The sequence below is a fragment of the Nocardia sp. NPDC003693 genome, assembly GCF_053981095.1.
This window is the reverse complement of record NZ_JBSFNO010000040.1, coordinates 41,592-65,155: the sequence shown is the minus strand read 5'-3', so window position 1 is coordinate 65,155 and position 23,564 is coordinate 41,592. Positions and strand designations below refer to the sequence as shown.

Genomic DNA, 23,564 nt, shown 5'->3' with positions numbered 1-23,564 from the left:
ACTATTTCGCAAACTGACGAATGAGCCGATCGCCTGCGGGTATAAATCGCCCTTGGAGCAGGTTCCGGCAGTCGGCCGGGACCGGAACAGGTAGCGAAGGGACGGGGTTCTATGCACACCTCGAGTTTGGCTATCGATATCCAGCAGGGGCTGTCCGACGCGTGGAGTTCGTTCGCCACCTTCGTGCCCAAGTTCGCCGGATTCCTGGCCATCCTGGTCATCGGCTGGATCGTGGCCAAGATCGTGGCCAGGCTGGTGACGCGGATTCTGCATCAGGTCGGCTTCGATCGGCTCGTGGAGCGCGGCGGCATCAAGGACATGCTGGCCGACAGCCGGTACGACGCGGTCGGAATCATCGCGAAGCTGGCGTACTACGCGGTTCTCTTGCTCACGCTGCAACTGGGCTTCGGCGTCTTCGGGCCGAACCCCATCAGCGACATGCTCAACGGCATCGTGGCCTGGCTGCCGCGACTGGCCGTCGCCATCGTCATCGTCTGCATCGCGGGCGCCATCGCCCGCGTGGTCATGGACCTGATCGCGAACGTGCTCAGCGGTCTGTCCTACGGCCGGATGATGGGACGTGTTGCGGCGGTGTTCATCTGGGGTGTCGGCCTCATCGCCGCGCTCAATCAGATCGGGGTGGCGACCTCGGTCACCATGCCCATCCTCATCACCGTGCTCGCCGTGATCGGCGGCGTGCTGATCGTCGGTGTCGGCGGTGGTCTGGTGCGACCCATGCAGCAGCGCTGGGAGGGCTGGCTCGAGACCATCGAGGGTGAGATGCCCGAGATGAAGGGGCATGCCGAGGCGTACCAGCGCGGCCGGGAGGATGCCGCCCGCCAGCGTGCGGCCGCCTCGCAACAGCAGGCCATGATGGGTCAGGGCATGGGCGGGCAGCAGCACCAGCCCGTGGGCGCACACCAGAATCCGCCCGGGAAGTGGGCGGAGCCGTCGGCGGGCACGTCCGGCCACCGGCCGCAGGGTTACGGCCCGCAGGGTGGACAGCAGCACGGTCAGGCGCAGGGCTACCAGGGCCAGGGTTACCCGGATCAGGGTCAGGGCTACCCCGGTCAGGGTGGTCAGATGCCCGATCGTGGCAATCAGCCCGGAATGATGTAGCAAACGACCGGGCCGAACCGGCCCGTCGGCACGAGGCGAAAAGCGGCCCGCGTTCTTCCGAACGCGGGCCGCTTCGCTGCCTGGGGGAGTGTTTGCTGTGCCGACAGGCCGCGCACCTGGCAACCGCGCCGATCTCGCTTCCGCCGGGTGCACACGACTCGGCCGGCTCGTGCGCTCGGTGGGAAAGCTCGGTCGTCGACAGCGTTCAGTCGGCGTGCGCGAGCGCGCAGACCGCGGCCAGGCGCAGATGCACCCAGTCCGCGCGCTGCCACTGGCCGGCGCTGTCGGGCAGCGGCTCGCCCGATTCGCGCAGATCCTCCAGCAGGCCGCGTGCGTAGCCGGCCAGCAGCACGCTCGTCGGGACCACGCTGGAATTCTCCACGCCCATATCGAGAATGTCGCGGACGGCGGCGGCATGCTGATCGAGCACCGCGTGCAGGCCCGGGAAATCCCGAGCGGCCGAGCGGACCGGACTTCCGTGCGTGCGTTGCAGGCGGTTCAAAGTCTTACGCGCCGAAACGACGAGCAGCGCGGAGCCGGGCAATAACACCTGGTCATGCTAGCAATCGGGGTGCTCTCCCGGCAGTGGGCTGTGAGATATAGCGCATCTGCGCCAGTGTCACTTCGCGGCAGTTCGCGGCCGTCCTCAGCGGAAGGCCTTGGACCCGGTCAGTGCCTCGCCGAGGACCAGCTGGTGCACCTCGGCCGTGCCCTCGTAGGTGAGCACCGACTCCAGGTTGTTGGCGTGCCGCAGCACCGGGTAGTCCAGGGTTATGCCGTTGGCGCCCAGGATGGTTCGGCATTCGCGGGCGATCGCGATGGCCTCGCGCGTGCTGTTGAGCTTGCCCGCGCTGATCTGCTCGGCGCGAATCTCGTGGCGGTCCTTGAGCCTGCCCAGGTGCAGCGCCAGCAGCTGGCCCTTGCCGAGTTCGACCGCCATGTCGGCGAGCTTGGCCTGGGTCAGCTGGTACGCGGCCAGGGGTTTGTCGAAAACCTCACGCGTGCGGGCGTATTCGATGGTGGCGGACAGGCAGTCGCGGGCCGCGCCGAGCGCGCCGAAGATGATGCCGAAGCGCGCCTCGGACAGACAACCCAGCGGCGCGGCCAGCCCGCGCGCCTCCGGCAGCAGGGCGTCGGCGGGCAGGCGCACGCCGTCGAACGAGAGTTCGGCGGTGATCGAGGCGCGCAGCGACAGTTTGCGGTGCATCTCGCGCGCGGTGAAACCCGGTGTGTCCGTGGGCACCACGAAGCCGCGGATGGTGTCGCGCTCGCCTTCGCGGGACTGCGCCCAGATGATGGCGACATCGGCCACCGAGCCGTTGGTGATCCACATCTTGGCGCCGTCCAGGATCCAGTCGTCGCCGTCGCGGCGGGCCCGGGTGCGCATGCCGCCGGGGTTGGAGCCGAAGTCCGGTTCGGTGAGCCCGAAGCAGCCGATCAGCCGGCCGGCCGCCATCTCCGGCAGCCAGCGCTGCTTCTGCTCCTCGGAGCCGTACTTGTGAATCGCGGTCATCGCCAGCGAGCCCTGTACCGAAACCAGGCTGCGCACACCGGAATCCACGGCTTCGACCTCCATGCAGGCCAGCCCGTACGCGGTCGCCGAAGTCCCCGCGCAGCCGTAGCCCTCGAGGTGCATGCCGAGCAGTCCGAGCTTGCCGAGTTCGGGCGCCACCTCGCGCACCGGGAAGGTTCCGGCCTCGAACCATTCCGCCACGTGCGGGCGCAGGCGCTCGTTCGCGAACGCGCGCACGGTGTCGCGGATTTCGCGCTCCTCGGCGCTCAGCAGGGAGTCGATGGCGAACAGTTCGTCTACGGAGACCATGCGCTCAGCCTAGGACCAGCGCCCGGCCCGCACGAGGACCCGGCTCGCCGTTCGCGCTTCCCGGGCGCGGCCGCGGATGCGCGGCCCGAGCATCCCGGTTCCCCCGCGTGCTCGGAACTCCGGCCATGGGATCCGGGCGCCGGGGGACCGCGGGATGCGAGCGGCGATGCTGTCCCATTGCGCGCCCGGCAAGTCGGCTGGTCGGGGCCATGTGCCCGATTTGCGGGTGAGTTCGGACACGCGACGCGTGCCCGGGGTAGGGGGCGAACGCGGAGCGACCTAGGCTGGCGGTATGAGTGAGCAGCTTGGTTTCTCCACGCGGGCGGTGCACGCCGGGTACGAGCCGGATCCCCAGACCGGCGCGGTGAATGTGCCGATCTACGCGAGCTCCACCTTCGCCCAGGACGGCGTCGGCGGCATGCGTGGTGGTTACGAGTACGCGCGGACGGGCAACCCGACCCGTACCGCCCTGGAGGCCAATCTGGCCGCGCTCGAATCCGGTACCTACGGGCGGGCGTTCTCCTCCGGTATGGCCGCGACCGACTGTGCGCTGCGCGCGATCCTGCGCCCGGGTGACCACCTGGTCATTCCGGATGACGCCTATGGCGGCACCTTCCGGCTCATCGACAAGGTCTTCACCCAGTGGGGCATCGAGTACTCGGTGGCGCACGTGAACGATCCGGCCGCGGTGGCCGCGGCCATGCGCCCGAACACCCGGCTGGTGTGGGTCGAGACCCCGACCAACCCGCTGCTGAACATCGGCGACATCTCGGCGCTGGCCGACGTCGCGCACGCCGGTGGCGCGAAGCTGGTGGTGGACAACACCTTCGCTTCCCCGTACCTGCAGCAGCCGCTGCTGCTGGGCGCGGACATCGTGCTGCACTCGACCACCAAGTACATCGGCGGGCACTCCGACGTGGTCGGCGGCGCGCTGATCACCAACGATCAGGAGCTGGACGTCAAGTTCGCGTTCCTGCAGAACGGCTCGGGCGGCGTCCCGGGCCCGTTCGACGCGTTCCTGACCATGCGCGGCATCAAGACCCTGGCCCTGCGCATGGACAAGCACTGCGACAACGCCGAGGCCATCGCCGAGTTCCTGGCGAACCACCCCAAGATCGCGCAGGTCATCTACCCCGGCCTGGCCGAGCACCCGAGCCACGAGGTCGCCCAGAAGCAGATGCGCCGGTTCGGCGGCATGATCTCGGTGCGTGTGCACGGCGGTCAGGCGGCGGCGCTGGACTTCTGCGCCCGCACGAAGATCTTCACCCTGGCCGAGTCCCTCGGCGGCGTGGAGTCGCTCATCGAGCACCCGGGCGCCATGACCCACGCCAGCACCGCCGGCTCGGCCCTCGAGGTCCCCGCCGACCTGGTTCGCCTCTCGGTCGGCATCGAGGACATCGCCGACCTGCTGGCAGACCTCAAGCAGGCCCTCGCGTAGGAAGCGCCCGCACATGGCAACGACGAAGCCCCGCACTGGAATCGGTGCGGGGCTTCGTCATTTGTCTACGACGCCGTGTCGTTCGGTGCGGTCTGTGCGCCGACCGCTCAGGACCGTGCGCCCCCTGCTCCGGCCTGTGCGTCGTGCGCCCGCACATACGACGGCCCCCGGTCCATGGGGACCGGGGGCCGCGATGTTCGTGTCGCCTACCTCAGCTGTGGTACGGCTCCGCCGACACCAGGGTCACCTTCATGACCTTGCCGTTGGGCAGCTGGTACTCGCGGGTCTCGCCGACCTTCGCGTCGATGAGCGCGCCGCCGAGCGGGGAGTTGGGGGAGTAGGTCTCCAGTTCGGAGTTGCCCAGGCCTTCTTCGCGGGTGGCGATGAGGAAGGTCTCGCTGTCGCTCTCGTCGCCGTCGTAGTAGACCTTGACGACCGAGCCGGGCAGCGCGACGCCGGACTTGGTCGGGGCGATGCCGACCTTGGCGTTGTTGAGGAGTTCCTGCAGCTGGCGGATCCGCGCCTCCTGCTGGCCCTGCTCCTCGCGCGCGGCGTGGTAGCCACCGTTCTCCTTGAGGTCGCCCTCTTCGCGACGCTCGTTGATTTCGGCCGCAATGACCGGACGGTTGGCAATGAGCGCGCCGAGTTCGCTCGTGAGCCTCTCGTGCGACTCCGGGGTCAGCCAGGTCACTGTCTCAGTCATCTCGATCACTCCCTAGTAGTTGTCCCCGGCAAGCCGGGATTCCCTCTGAAATCCGTTGCCGCACCCACCGGAGCCGGGCATGGCAACAGCGGACGGCAAGAGCGATCCTGGGGGAGGTACCCGACAGCGCCGGCCGCCAATGCAGCAAACACGGCTCCGAACCCCGGAACCGTGTGTTGCGTTATTTTAGCACGAATCGCATAGATGCAGGTAGAAGCATCAAAGCGGGTCAGGGACCGGACTTTTCACCCGGCGCGCAGGTAGGCGGGCACTTCGTCGCTGCAGCCGTAGATATTGCCCGCGCCCGCCCGGGCGGAGGTCTTCAGCGTGGTGGTCAGGCGCACCGTGCCGGCGTCGGAACCCGGTATGAGCACCTCGCGCCGGCCGACTTCGGCGCCGTCGGCATCCAGTGCGCGAACGTAGCAGACGACCGGTTTCTCCGGGTCGTCGCGGGTCACCTTGAAATCCACCGAGACGGTCGAATCGTCGACGACCGTGTAGCCGAGGCGCTCGGGCTCGATGTCCTTGGGTCCGTACTGCTTGAAACCCAGATAGGCCACGCCGCAGCCGACCACGACCACCGCGAGGGTCAGCGCCAGCGGCAGCCAGCGCGGGGTCCTACGTCGCCCGACCCCGTAGCGATCGGCCGGTCTCTCGCTCATGACAGGACGCTCCCGGGGGGTAGGTCGGAACAAAGGACGGTCGGATGGAACTATAGGTAATGGAGATCGGACACCCCCTGCCTGGACTCGGCGGAGAGCGATGAGGTGAAAAAGTGATCGGTGAGGTGAACGCGAAGTGAGTGGTCTTCGCCTCATGGCGGTACACGCCCACCCCGACGACGAATCCAGCAAGGGCGCGGCAACCACCGCGCGCTATGCGGCCGAAGGTAACGAGGTGCTCGTCGTCACCCTGACCGGTGGCGAACGCGGCGACATTCTCAATCCGGCCATGGATACCCCGGGCATCAAGGACCGCATCAGCGAGGTGCGGCGCGAGGAGATGGCGGCCGCGGCCACCGCGCTCGGCGTCGACCAGATGTGGCTGGGGTATGTGGATTCCGGTCTGCCCGAAGGTGATCCGCTGCCGCCGCTGCCCGAGGGCAGTTTCGCGCTGGTGCCGCTGGACGAGGCCACCGAAGCGCTGGTGCGCGTCGTGCGCGAGTTCAAGCCGCACGTCATCACCACGTACGACGAAATGGGCGGCTACCCGCATCCCGACCACATCATGTGCCACAAGGTGTCGGTTGCGGCGTTCGAGACCGCCGGTGACGCCGAGAAGTTCCCGGACGCGGGTGCACCGTGGACGCCGCTCAAGCTGTACTACAACCACGGTTTCAGCCTGGCCCGGCTGGAGGCCTTCGCCGACGAATACGCCTCGCGCGGTGAGCCTTTCCCCATGCAGGAGTGGATGGACCGCATGCGGGGCTACGCGGCCGAGCGCGGGGACATCATGTCGCGGGTGACCACCCAGGTCGAATGCGCCAAGTACTTCCCGGCCCGGGACGAAGCGCTGCGCGCGCACGCCACCCAGATCGATCCCAACGGCCCGTTCTTCGCCATTCCCACGGAATTGCAGCAGAAGATGTGGCCGACCGAGGAATTCGAGCTGGCGCAGACCCGGGTGCGCACCGCCATCCCCGAGACCGACCTGTTCGCGGGTATCGACGACGCCGACACCGAGGACGCCCCCCGATGATTCTCGACCTGCTCGCCCAGACCAACAATTCGCCGACCGGCCCGGAGTTCGGCAAGGCGTCACCGCTGGGTCTGGTGATCGTGCTGCTGTTGCTGGCGGGCACGGTGCTGCTGGTGCGCAACATGAACAAGCACCTGAAGAACCTGCCCGCGACCTTCTCCCCGGAGCATCCGGAACCGGATCAGGAGGCGGACGAGGGCACCGAGCACGGCATCGCCACGCTCGACAAGCCCGCGGCCAAGCCCGAATCCGCGGATTCCGCCTGACCCGAGCGCTCGCGCCACGCTGTTTCGGACAACCCCGGTCCCGTCGATGGACCGGGGTTGTCGGCGTTCACCGGGCCGTCAGAGGGTGGGGGTGTTGTACAGGGTGAAGCCGCCCTCGGCGTCGGAGTCCACGCCGACGAAGCGATCGGGGTGCAGCGGATTGTTCGCCAGCACGCGCACGACGGTGCCGTCGGGATCGATGAGGTCCAGGACTGCGCCGTAGGCGCCGCGGTCGGTGACGCCGGTGTGCTCGGCGCCGAGTTCGTCGGCCCGGGCGGCCAGCTCGTGCAGGTCCGTGACGGCGCCGACCTCGAGGGCGACGACGTCGAAGCCCGCGAGATCGGGCTTGCTCGCGCAGAATTCGCGTTCGCGCAGCGCGATGCCGAAGCCGCTCGCGTCCATGAGCTGGGCTCCGCGCAGCTGTCCCCGATCGCGGAATTCGGCGGCCAGGGTCAGGCGCAGCAGGTCCCGGTACCAGGCGACGCTGCGGGCGAGGTCGGTGACCGGAATCTTGACGTGCCGGATGCGGATGAGGGCGGCCATGGTCTCTCCCCTGTGCGGCTCCGGTGCGGAGCGACGGCTGTCCGCAGAATGCCATCTCGCGCCTGCGGTGTCAGCGCGTCGGCGATCCGGGCGGTGTTCGCCGGGGCCGGGCCGGAGGACTGGTGGTTCCGGGCCGGGCTCGAGGCCCCGGGCCCGGGCGCGGGCGTTGTGCAGGGCGGTGCGCAGTTGCCGGGCCGCGGGCAGCACCTCCTCGTGCATGCGCAGGCCGAGCGGGGTGAGGGCGACGCCGCGGCTGTTGCGTTCGAACAGTGGTGCGCCGACGCGGCGTTCGAGTTTGCGAATGATCTGGCTGACCCGGCCGGTGCTCACGTGCATGCGGTCGGCGGTGCGGCCGAAGTGCAGTTCCTCGGTGAGGGTCAGAAACGCCTCCAGCTCGGGTCTTTCCAGCATGGCCGGTCCTCCGGGTCGGTGTGCGGGTCGTACAGGGGACAGCGTGGGGGTCTTCGATGTGACACGTGTGTGCGTGACACGGGACACAGCCGGTGTTCCGGAAGATTGCTGCGGATGCGCCAGGGTTCGGGTTCGAAGTGATTCCGTGCGGGTTCCGGGGCGATGCGGGGCTGTGCTTCGGCGCGGCGGCGAGACGACGGCCGTCCCGATCCAGGGCAAACGCCAGATATTAAACAGGCCAGGCGGTTTGGTAGAAATGTGGTCGCGCGCGTCGTTCGTGTCCCGCGAGATTCACGGGTTTCGGTATGTCACGCTGGGGCTATGGACCAGACCCGGGTGGCTCGGGCGGAATCCGACGCTCCGGCCGGCGCCGGACTGGCGGGGTATGTGGGCGGCTGGATGCTGCTCGCCGCGGTCGCGCTGACCGCGATCTTCGCGCGGGAACTCGTGCTCGACAGATTCCTGAACGGGTGCCTGCTGCTGTCCGGCGTGGTCGCCGCGCTGGGCATCGCCATGCTGTTGCTGGGAAGACGCACGCCGGGCCCGCTGCTGAACGCCGCACCGCTGCTCATCATCGTGCTGGGCACGATCCCGGATTCGGGGGAGACCCTGCTGGTGTGGGCCGTGCTGTACGCGGGCTGCCTGCTGACCGAGGCCGCGACGCTGCTCACCACGGCGGCGGCGGTGGTGATCTTCGGGGCGGGCACGGTGCTGCTGGGCGACGCGCGCGACATCGCGCTGTGGTGCCAGGTCAGCGCCTCGCTGATCCTGGTCTGCTGTGTCATCGTGCAATTACGCAGGCGGATCACCGGTCTCGTGTCCGCGCTGGACGAACAGGCGCGGTGCGACGGCCTCACCGGGCTGGCGAACCGGCGCCGTTTCACCGAACGCCTGGAGAACGAGATCACCGCGCACGCCCGGCACGGGCGGCCGCTGGCGGTGTGGTTCCTCGATGTCGACGAGTTCAAGCACATCAACGACGCGCACGGGCACACCGCGGGGGACACCGCCCTGCGCAATCTCGCACCGCTGCTGCTCGCCCGCATGCGCCCCAACGATCTGGTCGCCCGCACCGGCGGGGAGGAATTCGCGGTGATCCTGCCGGACGCGACGGCGGTGGAGGCCGCGGCGTGGGCCGAGGAGATGCGGGTCGCGATCGAGACGGCCGCGCGCACCTGGCCGGTCGCGCTGACCGTCAGCATCGGGGTCGCGGCGACCCCGGATTTCGCCGCGCACGATCTGTTCCGCGCGGCCGACATCGCCCTGCACGCGGCGAAACGTCAGGGCCGCAACACGGTTCGCACGGCGGTCGCGGCCAGCGGCGCGGATGGCGCGCCTGCGCGGTAGCCGAACGGCGTGAGTTGTATTGTGGCGGAGAGCTTTACCCTGCTCGTTGCACTCAGGGTGCGCGCAGGCAGGAGGTGCCGGTGTTGATTCCGGCGCCCGCGACGTCGACCGTGATCGTCTGCCGGGTGTTGAACCCGCCCTCGACGGTCTGCACGGCCGTGATCGATTGCGAGCCCAGCCGGGTGGGGGTCCAGGTGGTGGTGACGGTGCCGCTGTCGGCGTGATAGTCGCCGAGGCCGGGGATCTGGTCGCCGAAGTTCCAGAAGGTGACCGCGCCGGGCTGGTAGGGGGCGCTGTCGACCTTCGCGGTGACGGTGTACGCGCAGCCGGTGAGCAGGCCATCGGCCCCCGCGGCCACGCTCACGCTCTGGACGTCCGCGCCGGCGTGCGGTGCGGTGAGGGCCGCTCCGCAGGCCAGGGCGGCGAAGGCGGACGCGACGGCGCCGTGCCGAGTGGATCTCCGGGTCATGGTGGGTGCTCCTCGATGCGTCGATGGCATGGATCCTCCTGACCGTTCGCACCCTACTCGCGCCCGTTCGGCGCCGGCGGTGCCGTGTCTGGTCCGGCAGGACGGAGCTCTGGTCTGCCGCGCCCGGGCGCGCCGTCGGGGGTGCCGGGTCAGGCGCCGTCGTGGGTCAGGTGCAGGTAGGCGGTGTCGAGCGGAATGTCGACGGCGAACCAGGCGGCGGGGCGGTCGTCGTCGCGCGGGCACCAGGCGGTCGCGATGCACAGGCGCGCCACCTCGGTGCGCGCCAAACCCGGGAGATGCCAGGTGATTCGGGACGGCGGGTCGTAGCTCGCGCCGTACTCGGTGGCGGAGTCGGTGGGGTAGGCCGGCATGACGTCGGCCCAGTCGCCGGGCATGAGGCGGCCGTCGGCGGCCTGCATGGCGAGCAGTTCGGTGTCGGGGCCGCCGATGGAGACCATGAAGTGCTCGTTCTCGACGGTGACCGCGGCCAGGCACTCGCCCGGGTCGGGGCCGCCGGCCGCCTCGGCGGGGATGTCGGTGATGGCGACCGAGAAGTCCAGTTCGGTGACGGGACCGTGCGCCTGGACCTGCCAGATGGCGGCCCACAGGGGTACCGCCGCGCCGCCGTCCCAGGCCGGGACGTCGATGCTGCCGATGAGCAGGTCCACCGTCGCGGACGGATGGCCCCACCGGTGCAGTTGCGAGCCGTTCGGCAAGCGCCACACCGTATCCGGGCCGGGCGGCAGCACCTCCGATCCGAGGGCGACGGAGAAGCCGACGATGCCGAGGGGCGTATCGATCACGGCGGGGCGACGATCCGCCTGTGTCAGATGGTCGGTGGGGAGCATGTGTCAATGATGCAGGCAGGTGGCCCGTGTCCTGCCCGCGAGTCCGGGAATTGGATGCGAGGATTGTGCGACCGCCGCACCCCGCGCGTACCGGGCGAATCGGGTTTCGACGTGCGGGAACACCCGATGATCAGCGGTTCGGGGCCGGGTCGTCGATCGTGGTTCGCGTAACGCGGCGGCCCGCGGCCCCGACAGATCCGGTGAAGGCCGACCGGTCGGCCGCCCCCGCCGGTGCCCATCCGCGGCGCCGCGACTGTACGGCGCACCTCGTAATCGACCGCCCGAGTGGAGTGGAGTACGACGATGAAACGCACGATCCGGTTCCTGACCGCCGCCGCATTTCTCGGCGCGGGCGCGATCGTCACCGCCGCACCGGCCACCGCCGATCACCCCGGTGGTCCCTGCCAGCTCGGCTGGTCCAACGTCGAGCCGCGCTCGTGCGTGCAGAACAGTTTCAACCTGTCCCCGACCTTCTCGGTCGGAAACGGTATCTGCGCGGGCCTTTTCATGACCGGCGGCACCGCGTTCGACGGCCCGCTCTACCAGTACTCCGAGGCTCCCGGCGCGGAACACGCGGTGGTGCTTCGCATTACGCAGGGCTATTCGCCGGTCGGCTACTGGGGCCCGCAGTTCCTCGCGTGTGATGTCACCGCCGTGGTCGACTGGTTCAACCACGACACCGGCCAGGGCGGCAGCGTCAGCCAGTTCATTCCCGCCGGCCAGCGTTCGACCCCCGCGATCCTGGTCGCCTACACCGGCCCCGGCCGCGTGCAACTGACCGTACGCACCGACCGCCCCAACGTCCCGGCCTCGGCAGAGGTGTTCGTGCCGTAGCACTCTCGACTTCCCGGGCAGGGTTTTCGAGTCGCCGGGGTGCTGTCGTCCAACCGAGGGGTACGACAGCACCCCGGCAATCCCGCTCCCGCTCAACCGTTTTCGCCCCGCACCACGCCGTGCAGCACGGTGTCGACCGTGGCTTCGACGTAGGCGGCGGTGAGGGGTTCGTCGCGGAAGATCAGCCGGAACCACAGCGCTCCCGCGAGCATGTCCATCAGGGCCGCCGGGTCCGTGCCGTCGGTGAGTTCGCCGCGTTCGATAGCCCGGGCGAAGATGGGCTGTTCGCGACCGAGGCGGTCGGCGAAGAAGGCGTGGCCGGCGGCCGCCAGGCGGGGCCGGGAGGGCGCGGCGGCCAGGACGGCGGTGGCGATGGGCGCGGTCGCCGGACCGGTGAGCAGCCGAGCGATGTCGCCGGCCACCGCGAGCAGGTCGCCGCGCAGACTCCCGGTGTCGGGGATGTCGATCGCGAGCACGTCGCCGGCGGTGAGGGCCGCGGCGAGTAGGTCGTCCTTGGCGGGCCACCAGCGGTAGAGCGTGGTCTTGTTGACCCCGGACCGCTGGGCGACCGCCTCCATGGTCAGGCCGTCGTAGCCCTGCGCGGCCAAGAGTTCCAGGGCGGCCGCGTAGATCGCGTCGGCCCGCCGGGGTCCTGCGCCGGCGGCGCGAGCGGGGGAAGTCACGACCTGAGAATACAACGCAACGTTGCGTTGTCCTCCTGCCCGGTCTATCGTTTGCAACGCAACGTTGCGTTGCATTTTCAGGAGGTGGGGTTATGACGAATTCACTGCCCGTAGTGCTCGTGCACGGCATCCGGCTCAGCGGAGCGGCGTGGACGGCGGTCGCCGAACAGTTGGGGGGCGAACGGCCCGTTCGTGCGGTCGACCTGCCCGGGCACGGCGGGCGGCGCGGAGAGCGGTTCACCCTGCCGGGCGCCGCGGCCGCGGTGCTCGAGGCCGTCGACGAGGTGGGCGGCCGGGCACTGGTCGTCGGGCATTCGCTCGGCGGCTACGTCGGCATCGCCGCCGCCGCGGCCGATCCCCGCCGGGTCGCCGGTCTCGTGGTGGCCGGGTCGACCATCGTGCCGGGGCCGCGCGCGACGGCGCCGTTCTCGATCATGCATCGTGCGCTCACCGCGCGTTCCGATGGCGGAAAGCGGTTCAGTGAACGCGTTTTCGACGCCGTGCTGCCCGCGCGGGTGGCGACGGACGTCAAGGCCGGGGGCATCGCCACGGAGGTGATTCCCGATGTGGTCGGGTCGCTCCGGGATTACGACGTGCTCGGCGACCTCGCCGCCTACCCGGGGCCGGCGTGGCTGATCAACGGCGGTCACGATCACTTTCGCTGGCACGAGGGCCGTTTCGCGGCGGCGGCCGCGGACGCGCGATCGATCGTGGTGCCCGGCGGCGGCCACTATCTGCCGTTGGCGCGGCCGGAGGAGTTCGCGCGCCTGGTGCTCGACGCCGCGGCGGCGGTCCCCCTCGCCCGGGTCTAGCTGCGCTGCAGCGAGATCCGCTACTTCGGGACCAGGGTTCCGGTCAGGTGGTCCCAGGCCACGTGGGTGTGGAGGCGGACGCCGGTCACGAGGGTGTCGTCGTCGGCGTAGAAGTGGGGATTGTGGTTCATGTAGAGGCCGCGGCCGCCGGGGGTGGGGGTCGGTAGGCCGGTGGGGGTCAGGTCGGCATCTTGGACGCCGAGGGTTACGTAGAGGCCGCCGTACTTGTTGACGAACTCCGAGACGTCGTCGTAGCCGAGGGTGGCCGAGGTCGGGACGACGTGGTCCGCGCCCGCCACGCGTTCGAAGGTGGGCAGGGCGGCGTCCATCCAGGTCTCGTCGTTGTGGACGGCGGGCACGTCCTGGAGGAAATGGACGGCGGCGGTGCAGTTGTAGGCGCGGGCGGAGTGCTCGGCGAGGGTCCGTACGCGCTGCTGGACGTCGGCCATGTCGGACTCGACCGCGCAGCGGATGGTGCCCCAGAGCGTCACGGTGCGGCCGATGATGTTGAAACGGCCCACGTCCTCGACGTGGCCGATGGAGACGGTGACGGGATCGAAGGCGCTGACCTGACGGTAGAGCTGGCCGATGCCGGTCAGGATCGCGCCCGCGGCGGGCATCGGGTCGATGCCCATCCACGGCGTGGACCCGTGCACCTGCTCGCCGGTGATGGCGATCTCGACCAGGGTCGAGGCCCCGAACTGGTTGCCGACCCGATATCCGATGTAGCCCTTGGGATACGGCGTCACGTGGAAGCCGAAGGCCATGGTCGGCTCGGGGTCGTCGAGCGCGCCCTGCGCGAGCATCGCACGGGCCCCGCCGGTTTCGGTGACCGGCGGGCCCTCCTCGGCGGGCTGGAACACGAAAAGCACGGTGCCGGGCAGGCTTTCGCGAACCCCGGCCAGCACGGTGGCGGCGCCCAGCAGCATCGCGGTGTGGCAGTCGTGCCCGCAGGCGTGCGAGACCGGGAACGGTCCGCCCGGGTAGTCCTGATCCACGACGTGCGAGGCGAAATCGGCGCCGCACTCGTCGGGCACCGGCAGCGCGTCGATGTCCGCGCGCAACGCGATGACCCGCTCGCCCGCCTGCCCGCCGCGCAGCACCCCGACCACCCCGTGCCCGGCGATCCCGGTGCGCACCTCGTCCAGGGACAGCCCGCGGAGGTGATCGGCGATCAGCGCGGCGGTCTCGCGCTCGCGGTTGGACAGCTCGGGATGGCGGTGCAGATGCCGTCGCCAGGTCACCACCTGATCCGCGACGGCCGTTGCGCGCCGGTCGAGTTCGTCGTGCATCGATGCGGTCAACAGATACTCCTCGCCGGGTGGGTTCAGGGGGCGGATCAGGGCAGGCGGTGCAGGGTCAGTTCCCGATCCTCGCCGGTGCGCAGGACCAGTTCGGAGGTGTCGGCGCTGACCTTGATGTTGCGGAAGCGGCCCGTGCCGGTCAGCTCCTCGACGATCGGGCGCAGCCGGGACGAGCGGCGGTCCAGGGACATCGACTCCTGGGGGGTGATGCACAGGACGCCGTGGTAGGTGCGGGCCGTCTCGCTCAGCCCCTCGGGCTGCCAGCCCAGGCGGGTGTCATTGGCCAGCATGGCGGTGAGGTCGGCGCACCGGCCGTCGCCCGCGCACAGGTGCAGCGGGACCGCGTCGTCGGCGTGGTCGAAGTCCAGGGTGGTCAGGGTCCAGCCGTCGGGATCCCGGTACTCGTAGTGCACCCCCGAGGGCGGGGCCGGGTCCGCGGTGGAGTGATCGCCGGGGCGATTGTCCACCGGATCACCGGTCGGCGGTTGATCGGTGACGGTGAACTCCCAGCCGGCGTTCGGATCGATCGGCTTGTGCCAGTAGCCGGTTCGGTCCCCGTCGCTGCCCTCCACGCGCAGTTCGCGCTGGAAGCCGCGCCCGCCGGTCTGGTGGATGCTGATGGTGGAGGTGATCGCACCCGGGATCTTCGGCTGCTGTTCCCAGGCCGGCGCGGGCAGTTGGATGTCGGCGTACCGGTTGAACGGCGGGCGCAGCTCCGGGGAGCGGGAGAACTCGTACTCGACGTTGTCGGGCGCGGAATCGTTGGCGGTCTGATCTTCGTAGGAGTACGAGAAGAACAGCGTGTCCGCGCCGGAGATGTCGAAATCCCAGAGCCGGGTGAACATGTCGCCGTACTTGTTGATCGCGAAGGTGGTCGATCCGGCCGTGCTGAGATTGATCGCGCGGAAGCGGCCGTCCAGCGGGCCGGGCACCTCGTAGCTGTACTCGCCGGTGAACTTCGCATCGTCCGGCCGCAGCGGATCGCTGCCGGGCAGCCACGGATCGAGGATGACGATCCGATTGCCTTCGGGGGAGAGCACATACACGCTGGTGACCCCGGCGCCGCCGACCGGCGCGTCCTTTCCGGCGGTGTCGGTCCGGAATCCCTCCTGGTGGAACGAGATCGGATTCACGGGGGCGGGATCCAGCCAGGACAGACTCCACGCCCGCGACTGGGGGCGCACCCGCTGCCCGGACGGGCTCAGCCACACCGGAGCGCCGAAACGCATGGTCCACCACCAGATCTCCGGGGTCTGGTCGGCCGATTCGAGGGTGAAGACCCGCCCTTCCGGGCCGGTGGCCACCAGCCGCCCGCCGTCCACGGAGATGCCGGTGATCTGCCCGCGCAGGCAGTTCGGCATGGGCGGGATCCGCCACCCCGATTCGCCCTGCCTGGCTTTGATGTACAGGTTGCGATCGAGCAGCGCGTACTGCCAGGCGTCGTTGAATCCGCCGGTCGAGGTCCGCAGTTCGACGCGCGCGGGCAGCCGCGCGGCGACCTCCGCGGGCACGAGCGGCATTGTCCACAAACCGATTCCGACGTTGGGGAAGTGCAGCGGCACCGGCCACGCACCGGTGCGCCCGGGCTGCGACAGCGCCGCGCAACCGATCGGTTCGGGCAGCACCCCGAAGGGCAGCCATTCGTCGGCCGCCGCGGGACCGGCGCACAGCAGGGACAGCGCGGTGACGCACGCGGTGAGCGCGGCACGCCGGCCTTTTCGCATCGGTGAAACCCTTCCGCTGTCGTCGGGCGTTTCACGCCCGGGTCAGGACCGTGGTCGCGCCCTCGTCGGTGTGCAGGCGCAGCGTGGCGGTGGTGGCGCTGACGAGGGCGTTGCGGAAGCGGCCGGTTCCGGTGAATTGCTGGACCAGGGGCCGCAGGTGCGGGGAGCGGCCGTCGAGGGCGTCCCACTCGTCCTGGTCGACGACCAGGAATCCGTGGTATTCCCGTGCCGTCTCGGTCAATCCCTCGGGTTGCCAGCCCAGTCGCGGGGTGCTCGCGAGGTGGGCCGTCAGCTCGACGCAGGCGCCGTCGGCGGCGCACAGGCGCACCGGCACCTGATCGCTCGCGTAGTCGAAATCGCGCACGGCCAGCGTCCATCCGGCCGGATCGCGATAGTCGTAGTGCACCCCGCTCGGGGGTGCGAGCGTCGCCGCGGACATGTCCCCGGGGCGGTTGTCCAGGACGTCGGCGACGAGTTCGCGGTCGGTGGGCGTGAATTCCCAGCCGGCGGCGGGGTCGATCGGTTTGTGCCAGTAGCCGGTTCGATCGCCGTCCCGGCCCTCCACCCGCAGCTCCCGCTGGAAGGATCTGCCGCCGGTCTGATGGACGCTGATGGTGGAGGTGATGTCGCCGGGGATCTTGGGCTGGCGGACCCAGCCGGGCGGCGGCAGCTGGATATTGGCGTATTGGGCGAAGAACGGGCGCAACTGCGAGAAGCGCGCGAACTCGCCGTCGAAATTGTTCGGCGCCGAATCATGGGCCGATTGGTCCTCGTACGAGTAGGAGAAGAACACCGTATCGGCCCCGGAGATGTCGAAATCCCAGAGTCTGGTGTACATGTCGCCGTATTCGTTGACGAGGAAGGTGGTCGATCCCGCCGCACTGAGATTCACAGCCCGGAATCGCCCGTTCAGCGGGCCGGGCATTTCGAAGCTGTAATCATCCGAGTACGTAGGATTGTCGGGATGCAGTGGATGTGCGCCCGGTAACCACGGGTCCAGGATGGTGATCCGATCGCCCCCGGGGGACAGCACGAAGACCGTGTCGACCCCCGCGCCGCCGACCGGCTGTTCCTGTCCGGCGGTGTCGGTCCAGAATCCCTCCTGCCGGAAGGGAATCAGTTCCACGTAGCGCGGATCCAGCCAGGACAGACTCCACGCGCGGGATGCGGGGCGTACCCGCTGGCCGGCCGGGTTCAGCCAGGTCGGTGCGCCGAACCGGGCTGTCCACCACCACAGTTCCGGCGTCTGATCGGCCGATTCCAGGGTGTAGACGTGGCCTTCGGGGCCGGTCGCGACGAGTCGGCCGCCGTCGACGGAGATGCCGGTTATCTGTCCGCGCAGGCAGTTCGGCAATGGTGGGACGCGCCAGCCCGATTCGCCGTCGACGGCCTTGACGTACAGGTGGTTGTCCAGCAGCGCGTAGTGCCAGACCTCGTTGAATCCACCTGCGGTGGTGCGCAGCTCGATGCGCCGGGGCAGCCGGGCGTTCACCTCGGCGGGCGCGTGCGGCATCGTCCACAACCCGATTCCGGTGTTGGGGAAGTGCATCGGCAACGGCCAGGCGCCCGCGCGCCCGGGCAGACTCAATGCCGCACAGCTGATCGGCGCGGGCAGCACCCCGAAGGGCAGCCATTCATCCGCCCGCGCGGGCCCCGGGGCCGAAACCAATGCCGCCGCAATGGCTGCGGCGGCCACGTCTCTTCTGCCGATCATCGGGAAGTTTCCATCCTTTCACTCGGTGAACGCACGGGAGGTCGAACTCGCAAGAAAGAGAAAGGCATACGATTCATTCGCGTGTGGTACACCCGCCATCGGCGAAAGCGTCAGATGGGAAATAGGTGACCCCGGCTGAATATTCGGCAGCAGGTTATCACTCGAGGATTCGAATCGGGTGTGCAGGCGCGCCCGGCATTTCGTGACTCAGAATACGAATACTCGGAGTATCAGAAAACGCGCGCCGCCGACCGCCGCCATCAGAGCCATCAGCGCGAGCGCCTGCGGGAAGTCGCCGAGACCCGGCGCCCAGAACTCCAATCCGGCCAGCGCCACGGTGCTGATCGCCATGCCGATCATGGCCAGCGCCCCGCCCTCCCACTGCGCCTTGAACCAGCCGACCTGGCCGGCGGCCCGGAAGGTCAGGCGGCGGTGCAGCTCGTTGGCGATGATCGTGCTCACGATCGAACCCGCGAGGTTGGCGATCATCGGGCCGAACTCGGCCAGCGCCATGAACAGCAGGAAGTACGCGATGTTGCTCGAACCGCCGACCGCGGCGAAACGGATCAGCTGGGCGACGACGTGGTCGCCGGTCAGGAACCGCCGCACGGCGTCCGGGCGGCCGGTCAGCCGGGTACGCGCCGGCGCGCCGAGGGCGTCGAGGATCGACGTGGCGTCGACGCTCTGCCAGGGTCCGGGGGCGTACGCGGTGCTGTTCACGAGGTAAGAGTCACCGGGACCGCTTACATAACGCTGACAGCCGGCTGACATGAGCGCTGACACACTGTTTCGACTGCTCACGGGCGGGTTTCTCATCGGTGGTCCGGGCAATTCGGACATCGTCGGCGGGGGTCCGGACGGGCGGCGTGGCAAGATCGCCCGGGTGCAGATCGCGATCCTGGGACCATTCGAAGTGCGCACGGACGACGGCGCACTCGCCGACGTGCCGGGCGCGCGCCTGCGCGGGTTGCTGATCGCCCTCGCGCTCGAGGCGGGTCACGCGGTCCCGAAGGCGACGCTCATCGACTGGATCTGGGGTGACAATCCGCCCGCGGACGCCGCGAATGCCCTGCAACGCTTGGCCTCCCGCCTGCGCAAGGTGCTGCCCGCCGGATCGGTGGAGGGTCAGCCCGACGGCTACCGGCTGCGCGTGGACCCCGAGGCGGTGGACGCGGTGCGGTTCGAGCGCCTGGTGGCGCGGGCGCGCGGCGACCAGGATCCGCTGGGCCTGCGCGAGGCGCTGGGGCTGTGGCGCGGAGCGGCCATGCAGGACATCGGAATACAGGAGAGCGCGGCCTTCGACGCGGCCGTCACCCGGCTCGACGGTCTGCGCCTGGCCGCGCTCGAGGACCGTTTCGACGCCGAGGTCGCGGCCGGTCACGGCGGGGACGTGGTCACCGAGCTGACCGACCTGGTGGCGGTGCATCCCATGCGCGAACGACTGGTCGGCGCGCTCATGCGCGCGCTCGTCGCGACCGGCCGCGACACCGAGGCCATCCTGATCTACGAGCGCACCCGGGAAACCCTGGCCGACGAACTCGGTGTCGACCCGGCGCCGGAACTGTCCGAACTGCATCTCGCGCTGCTGCGCGGGGAACTGACGCGGCGCGAGGAGAAGCGGCCCACCAATCTGCGGGCCGAACTGACGAGTTTCATCGGCAAGGACGCCGAGGTCGCGGCCGTGCGGGCGTTGAGCGCCGAGCATCGGCTCACCACGCTGATCGGGCCGGGCGGATCGGGCAAGACCCGGCTGGCCACCGAGACCGCGCGCACCCTGCTGGGCGATCACCCCGACGGGGTCTGGGTGGTCGAGCTCGCCGCGCTCGGCGCGGACGGGGACGGTGGCGGTGCCGACGGGAACGCCATCGCCCGGGCGACCCTGGCCGCGCTCAAACTGCGCGACGCGCTGCTGACCGACGCCACCGACGCCGAGCCGCTGGACCGGGTCATCGGCGCGGTGCGCGAGCGATCCATGGTGATCGTGCTCGACAACTGCGAACACGTCATCGAATCCGCGGCGGCCTTCGCGCACCGGGTGCTCGGCGAATGCCGGCGGCTGCGCATCCTCGCGACCAGCCGTGAGCCGCTGGGCATTACGGGCGAGGCGCTGTGGCCGGTCGCCCCGCTCGCGCTGCCCGCCCCCGAGGCGGGCGCGGCCGCCATCGAGGCGGCGCCCGCCGTTCTGCTGCTGCGCGACCGGGCGGCCGCGGTGCGCCAGGATCTCGGCTCGGACGCCCAGACCCTGGCGACGCTGGCCCGCGTCTGCCGGGCCCTGGACGGCATGCCGCTCGCGATCGAGCTGGCCGCGGCCCGCCTGCGCACCATGTCCCTCGATCAGCTCGCGGCCGGAATCGACGACAGATTCCGGCTGCTCACCGGCGGCAGCCGGACCGCGCTGCCCCGGCACCGGACCCTGCGCGCGGTGGTGGACTGGAGCTGGGAACTGCTCACCGACGCCGAGCGCGCGGTGCTGCGCCGGCTCGCGGTGTTCTCCGGCGGCGCCGATCTGCCCGCGGCCGAACGGGTCTGCGCGGGCGCGGGCGTCGAGTCCTACGAGGTGCTCGAACTGCTCACGGCGCTCAGTGAGAAGTCGCTGGTGCTCGCCGGAAGCGAAGGCGCGCAGCGGTATCGGATGCTCGGCACGATCCGGGAGTACGCCGCGCAGCGACTCGCGGACGCCGGGGAGGCCGAGGCCACCCGGGGCGCGCACCTGGCCTATTTCACCGAACTCGCCGACACCGCGGAGCCGCACCTGCGCCGGGCCGAACAGGTGCGCTGGCTCGCGACTCTCGAGGCCGAGCACGACAACATCGCCGCCGCCATGCGCGGTGCGATCCGCTCGGGGGACGCGGACGGCGCCATGCGCCTGGCCGCGGCCGCGGGCTGGTACTGGTGGCTCGGCGGGCACAAGGTCGAGGGCAACGACCTCATCCTGGCGGCCACCGCGCTACCGGGTGCGGTGGACGACGAGACCCGGGCGATCGTGTACTCGTTCGTCGTGCAGTTCCTGAGCTCGGGGCGGCAGGGCGATCAGTACCAGGCCGAGGATTGGATCCATCGGGCCTACGAGATCAGCCAGCGGATCGAGATACGCCATCCCGCGGCGAAATTCGCGGTCCCGCTGGAACGCATGCTGCAGGCGCCCGGTGAATTCCTGCCCGCCTGGGCGGAATTGCTGGGGGACGACGACCCGTGGGTGCGGGCGCTGGCCCGGCTGCAGCTGGGGAACCTGAGTATTCAGCTCGGCCGGGGCGACCGGGAGGCCGACGCGCACCTGGTCGCCGCGCTGGCGGAGTTCCGGGAGATCGGCGACCGCTGGGGGATCTCCCTGGCCCTGACGATCCTCGCGAATCGCGTTGCCGTGCAGGGCGATCTGGCCGCGGCGTGTGCGCACTACGAGCGGGCCGTGACGGTCGTGGAAGAGCTCGGGGCGGTCGAGGACGTCGTGCCGCTGCGCGCCCGGCAGGCCCAACTGTATTGGCTGCTGGGCGATCCGGCGTCCAGTGCGGTGTCGATGGCGGCGGCGCAGCGGGTCGCCGATCAGGTCGCCTGGCCGAGCATGCTGGCGGATCTGGCGCTCTCCAAGGCCGAACTCGCGCGCTGGAGCGAGGATTTCGAGCAGGCGCACCGGCAGCTGGCCGAGGTGCGTGCGCACCTCGGACCCGATGTCGAGCGGGACACCATCCGCGCGCCCGTCGAGGATCTGCTGGGCTATCTCGCGGCGGATCTCGGCGCCGCGCGCACGCACCGCGCCGCGGCGGTGGCGGCGGCCGCGTCGGCCGGGCACCCGCCGCTGATCGCGCAGGTGCTGGTCGGGGTCGCGGATCTGGCGCTGCGGCACGAGGATTACGAGCAGGCGGCGCGGCTGCTCGGTGCCGCCGCGGCGGTGCGCGGGCTGCCCGACCGCTCCCTGCCCGACACCGCCCGCATCGAGGCGGACGCACGACACCGCCTCGGCGACCTGAGGTTCGCCGAGGCGGTGGGGGAGGGTGAGCGAGCGTACTGGCCGGACCTGGCCGCGCTCACGCTCGCTTCGTGAAAGTGGAACGGGCCCACAGGTATCCGATCACCGCGATGGCCACGCACCAGATGATCGCGGTGATCGCGTCGCCGGCCTGCGGTGTGCCGGCGAGCAGTCCGCGCATCGTCTCGATGATCGGGGTGAACGGCTGGTACTCGGCGAACTGACGCAGGCCCGGGCCCATCTTCTCGGCGGGCACGATGGCACTCGAGAAGAACGGCAGCATGACCAGCGGCACCGAGGCCAGGCCCGCGGTCTCGGGGGACTTGGCGAACAGGCCCAGGGCGATGGTCAGCCAGCCGGCCGCGAAACCGAGCAGCACCACCATGCCGAGCACGCCGAGCCAGTCCAGCGCACTCGCCTGCGGGCTGAAGCCCAGCAGGAACGCCACCCCGATCAGGGCCGCGATGGCGACCAGGTTGGTCAGCACGCTGGCCACCACGTGGCCGGTGAGCACCGCGCCCCGGGACACGTCCATGACCTTGAAGCGGTTGATGATGCCGTTGAGCATGTCCGAGTTCACCGCGGTCGCGGTGGCGCCGAGGCCGTAGCAGACCGCGAGCAGGATCAAACCCGGTGTGGCGTAGTCGATGTAGTCGACGCCGACGTCGAACGCGTCGCCGAACATGTACACGAACATCAGCATGATGATGATCGGCATCAGCACCGCGTTGAAGACCGAGGTGGGGTTCCGCGCGATGTGCTTGAAGTTGCGGCGGAGCATGACGATCGAGGGGGCCTTGGTGCTCATTACGCGGAAACCTCCGTGGTGCGGCCGGTGAGGGCGAGGAAGACGTCATCGAGATCGGGGGTGTGGACGGAGAACTCGTCGGCGGCCAGGCCGTTCTCGTCCAGGGTGTTCAGCAGGGCGCGCAGCGAGGCGGTGCCCGCGTCGCTGGGGACGCGCAGGGTCAGGGCGTCGGGATCGGCGGTCGAGTCCGGGAAAAGCGCCGCGGCCGAATCGAGTTGCGCGATGCCGGGGAAGCGGAGGCGGACGTGGGTGCCGGGGATGAGGCGCTTGAGCTCGTCCGGCGTGCCCTGGGCGACCAGCCGGCCCTGGTCCAGCACCGCGATACGATCGGCGAGCTGATCGGCTTCCTCGAGGTACTGGGTGGTGAGGAAGATGGTGACCCCGTCGGTGGCTACCAGGTCGCGGATGATCGTCCACATGGTGCGGCGGCTGCGCGGATCCAGGCCGGTGGTGGGTTCGTCCAGGAAGATCACGCGGGGGTTGCCGACCAGGGTCATGGCCAGATCGAGTTTGCGGCGCATGCCGCCGGAGTAGGTCGAGGCGGGCTTGCCGGCGGCGTCGGTCAGTTCGAAACGCTCGAGCAGATCCGCGATGATCTTCTTGCCCTCGGCGGTGGGAATCCCCTGGAGATCCACCATGAGCTGCATGTTCTCGTAGCCGGTGAGCAGTTCGTCGACGGCCGCGAACTGGCCGGTCACGCCGATCGCCGCGCGCACCGCCCGGGATTCGGTGGCGATGTCGTGGCCGGCGACGCTGATCCGGCCGACGTCGGCGCCGATCAGGGTGCTGAGCACGTGCACCGTGGTGGTCTTGCCGGCGCCGTTGGGGCCGAGCAGGGAGAAGATGGTGCCGGCGGGAACGTTCAGGTCGATGCCGTCGAGCACGACCTTGTCCCCGTAGGCCTTTCGCAGTCCGGAGACCGTGATCGCTGTGTTCGTCATGGGAAGAACTTTGGCGGGGCCGCCTGACACTGCCCTGTCACGGAACTGACACGCGGTCTGACACCGGTGTCGACGGTGTCGTGCCTGGTCAGGGGTGGTCTTTTCGCGCGGACCCC

At 69.8% G+C, this 23,564-nt stretch carries 22 protein-coding genes; 8 read left to right on the top strand and 14 right to left on the bottom strand.

What is annotated here, in order from left to right; all coding sequences use genetic code 11:
• The first annotated feature begins 111 nt into the window (after positions 1–111).
• Entirely contained in the window at positions 112–1,119 is a 1,008-nt protein-coding gene (locus tag ACWDOP_RS31935; protein WP_456348024.1) for a membrane protein, read from the top strand.
• A 205-nt stretch (positions 1,120–1,324) separates the two neighbouring features.
• On the opposite strand, the gene ACWDOP_RS31930 is transcribed toward ACWDOP_RS31935, so the two are convergent.
• Together ACWDOP_RS31930 and ACWDOP_RS31925 are read right to left on the bottom strand one after the other, a co-directional pair.
• Entirely contained in the window at positions 1,325–1,669 is a 345-nt protein-coding gene (locus ACWDOP_RS31930; RefSeq protein WP_454202653.1) for a DUF6401 family natural product biosynthesis protein, read from the bottom strand.
• A gap of 96 nt (positions 1,670–1,765) precedes the next feature.
• Positions 1,766–2,941, bottom strand: coding sequence for an acyl-CoA dehydrogenase family protein (locus ACWDOP_RS31925; protein ID WP_456348023.1), 1,176 nt, complete (start codon positions 2,939–2,941; stop codon positions 1,766–1,768).
• 292 nt (positions 2,942–3,233) lie between these two features.
• Here ACWDOP_RS31925 and ACWDOP_RS31920 point away from each other — a divergent pair, with 292 nt between their 5' ends.
• On the top strand, positions 3,234–4,379 hold the full coding sequence (locus ACWDOP_RS31920) for a cystathionine gamma-synthase (protein WP_454202655.1): 1,146 nt from the start codon (positions 3,234–3,236) through the stop codon (positions 4,377–4,379).
• Between the two features lie 211 nt (positions 4,380–4,590).
• Here the strand turns inward: ACWDOP_RS31920 and greA are convergent, their stop codons facing one another.
• Both greA and ACWDOP_RS31910 read right to left on the bottom strand, forming a co-directional pair.
• On the bottom strand, positions 4,591–5,082 hold the full coding sequence (gene greA, locus ACWDOP_RS31915) for a transcription elongation factor GreA (protein ID WP_354991300.1): 492 nt from the start codon (positions 5,080–5,082) through the stop codon (positions 4,591–4,593).
• A gap of 245 nt (positions 5,083–5,327) precedes the next feature.
• Positions 5,328–5,744 (bottom strand): DUF4307 domain-containing protein, encoded by a 417-nt coding sequence (locus ACWDOP_RS31910; RefSeq protein ID WP_456348022.1) that lies wholly within the window; start codon positions 5,742–5,744, stop codon positions 5,328–5,330.
• Between the two features lie 154 nt (positions 5,745–5,898).
• On the opposite strand from ACWDOP_RS31910, the gene mca reads away from it, so the two are divergent.
• Entirely contained in the window at positions 5,899–6,780 is an 882-nt protein-coding gene (gene mca, locus ACWDOP_RS31905) for a mycothiol conjugate amidase Mca (RefSeq protein WP_456348030.1), read from the top strand.
• Positions 6,777–7,046, top strand: a complete 270-nt coding sequence (locus ACWDOP_RS31900; RefSeq protein ID WP_454202657.1) for a hypothetical protein — start codon at positions 6,777–6,779, stop codon at positions 7,044–7,046. The genes mca and ACWDOP_RS31900 overlap by 4 nt, the downstream gene beginning before the upstream one ends.
• Before the next feature lie 78 nt (positions 7,047–7,124).
• Here the strand turns inward: ACWDOP_RS31900 and ACWDOP_RS31895 are convergent, their stop codons facing one another.
• Positions 7,125–8,000 carry a LysR family transcriptional regulator gene (locus ACWDOP_RS31895; protein ID WP_456348021.1) on the bottom strand — a complete coding sequence of 292 codons (876 nt, stop codon included), beginning with the start codon at positions 7,998–8,000 and terminating at the stop codon, positions 7,125–7,127.
• 321 nt (positions 8,001–8,321) lie between these two features.
• On the opposite strand from ACWDOP_RS31895, the gene ACWDOP_RS31890 reads away from it, so the two are divergent.
• A complete protein-coding gene (locus tag ACWDOP_RS31890; protein ID WP_456348020.1) occupies positions 8,322–9,347 on the top strand; it encodes a diguanylate cyclase in 1,026 nt (341 codons plus the stop codon).
• 52 nt (positions 9,348–9,399) lie between these two features.
• Here the strand turns inward: ACWDOP_RS31890 and ACWDOP_RS31885 are convergent, their stop codons facing one another.
• Together ACWDOP_RS31885 and ACWDOP_RS31880 are read right to left on the bottom strand one after the other, a co-directional pair.
• Positions 9,400–9,816 carry a hypothetical protein gene (locus tag ACWDOP_RS31885; RefSeq protein WP_456348019.1) on the bottom strand — a complete coding sequence of 139 codons (417 nt, stop codon included), beginning with the start codon at positions 9,814–9,816 and terminating at the stop codon, positions 9,400–9,402.
• Between the two features lie 149 nt (positions 9,817–9,965).
• Entirely contained in the window at positions 9,966–10,664 is a 699-nt protein-coding gene (locus ACWDOP_RS31880) for a hypothetical protein (RefSeq protein ID WP_454202662.1), read from the bottom strand.
• Between the two features lie 303 nt (positions 10,665–10,967).
• Here ACWDOP_RS31880 and ACWDOP_RS31875 point away from each other — a divergent pair, with 303 nt between their 5' ends.
• Positions 10,968–11,498 (top strand): hypothetical protein, encoded by a 531-nt coding sequence (locus tag ACWDOP_RS31875; RefSeq protein WP_454202663.1) that lies wholly within the window; start codon positions 10,968–10,970, stop codon positions 11,496–11,498.
• Between the two features lie 92 nt (positions 11,499–11,590).
• On the opposite strand, the gene ACWDOP_RS31870 is transcribed toward ACWDOP_RS31875, so the two are convergent.
• Positions 11,591–12,181, bottom strand: a complete 591-nt coding sequence (locus ACWDOP_RS31870) for a TetR/AcrR family transcriptional regulator (protein ID WP_456348018.1) — start codon at positions 12,179–12,181, stop codon at positions 11,591–11,593.
• A gap of 92 nt (positions 12,182–12,273) precedes the next feature.
• On the opposite strand from ACWDOP_RS31870, the gene ACWDOP_RS31865 reads away from it, so the two are divergent.
• Positions 12,274–12,993 (top strand): alpha/beta fold hydrolase, encoded by a 720-nt coding sequence (locus ACWDOP_RS31865; RefSeq protein WP_456348017.1) that lies wholly within the window; start codon positions 12,274–12,276, stop codon positions 12,991–12,993.
• Between the two features lie 20 nt (positions 12,994–13,013).
• On the opposite strand, the gene ACWDOP_RS31860 is transcribed toward ACWDOP_RS31865, so the two are convergent.
• The 4 genes from ACWDOP_RS31860 to ACWDOP_RS31845 all read right to left on the bottom strand — a co-directional run bounded on the left by ACWDOP_RS31860 (position 13,014) and on the right by ACWDOP_RS31845 (position 18,455).
• The gene (locus ACWDOP_RS31860; RefSeq protein ID WP_456348016.1) at positions 13,014–14,297 is read right to left on the bottom strand and encodes a M20 metallopeptidase family protein; all 1,284 of its coding nucleotides are present in this window, start codon (positions 14,295–14,297) and stop codon (positions 13,014–13,016) included.
• Between the two features lie 35 nt (positions 14,298–14,332).
• Positions 14,333–16,021: a hypothetical protein gene (locus tag ACWDOP_RS31855; RefSeq protein WP_456348015.1), complete on the bottom strand. Its 1,689-nt coding sequence runs from the start codon at positions 16,019–16,021 to the stop codon at positions 14,333–14,335.
• A 31-nt stretch (positions 16,022–16,052) separates the two neighbouring features.
• The gene (locus ACWDOP_RS31850; protein ID WP_456348014.1) at positions 16,053–17,735 is read right to left on the bottom strand and encodes a hypothetical protein; all 1,683 of its coding nucleotides are present in this window, start codon (positions 17,733–17,735) and stop codon (positions 16,053–16,055) included.
• Between the two features lie 207 nt (positions 17,736–17,942).
• On the bottom strand, positions 17,943–18,455 hold the full coding sequence (locus tag ACWDOP_RS31845; protein ID WP_454202669.1) for a GtrA family protein: 513 nt from the start codon (positions 18,453–18,455) through the stop codon (positions 17,943–17,945).
• 49 nt (positions 18,456–18,504) lie between these two features.
• On the opposite strand from ACWDOP_RS31845, the gene ACWDOP_RS31840 reads away from it, so the two are divergent.
• Complete coding sequence (locus ACWDOP_RS31840) at positions 18,505–21,774, top strand: BTAD domain-containing putative transcriptional regulator (RefSeq protein ID WP_456348013.1); 3,270 nt, start codon at positions 18,505–18,507, stop codon at positions 21,772–21,774.
• Here the strand turns inward: ACWDOP_RS31840 and ACWDOP_RS31835 are convergent.
• Both ACWDOP_RS31835 and ACWDOP_RS31830 read right to left on the bottom strand, forming a co-directional pair.
• A complete protein-coding gene (locus ACWDOP_RS31835) occupies positions 21,758–22,507 on the bottom strand; it encodes an ABC transporter permease (protein ID WP_454202671.1) in 750 nt (249 codons plus the stop codon). The genes ACWDOP_RS31840 and ACWDOP_RS31835 overlap by 17 nt on opposite strands.
• Positions 22,507–23,448, bottom strand: a complete 942-nt coding sequence (locus ACWDOP_RS31830; RefSeq protein WP_456348012.1) for an ATP-binding cassette domain-containing protein — start codon at positions 23,446–23,448, stop codon at positions 22,507–22,509. Before ACWDOP_RS31830 ends, ACWDOP_RS31835 begins: the two co-directional genes overlap by 1 nt.
• Between the last annotated feature and the right edge of the window lie 116 nt (positions 23,449–23,564).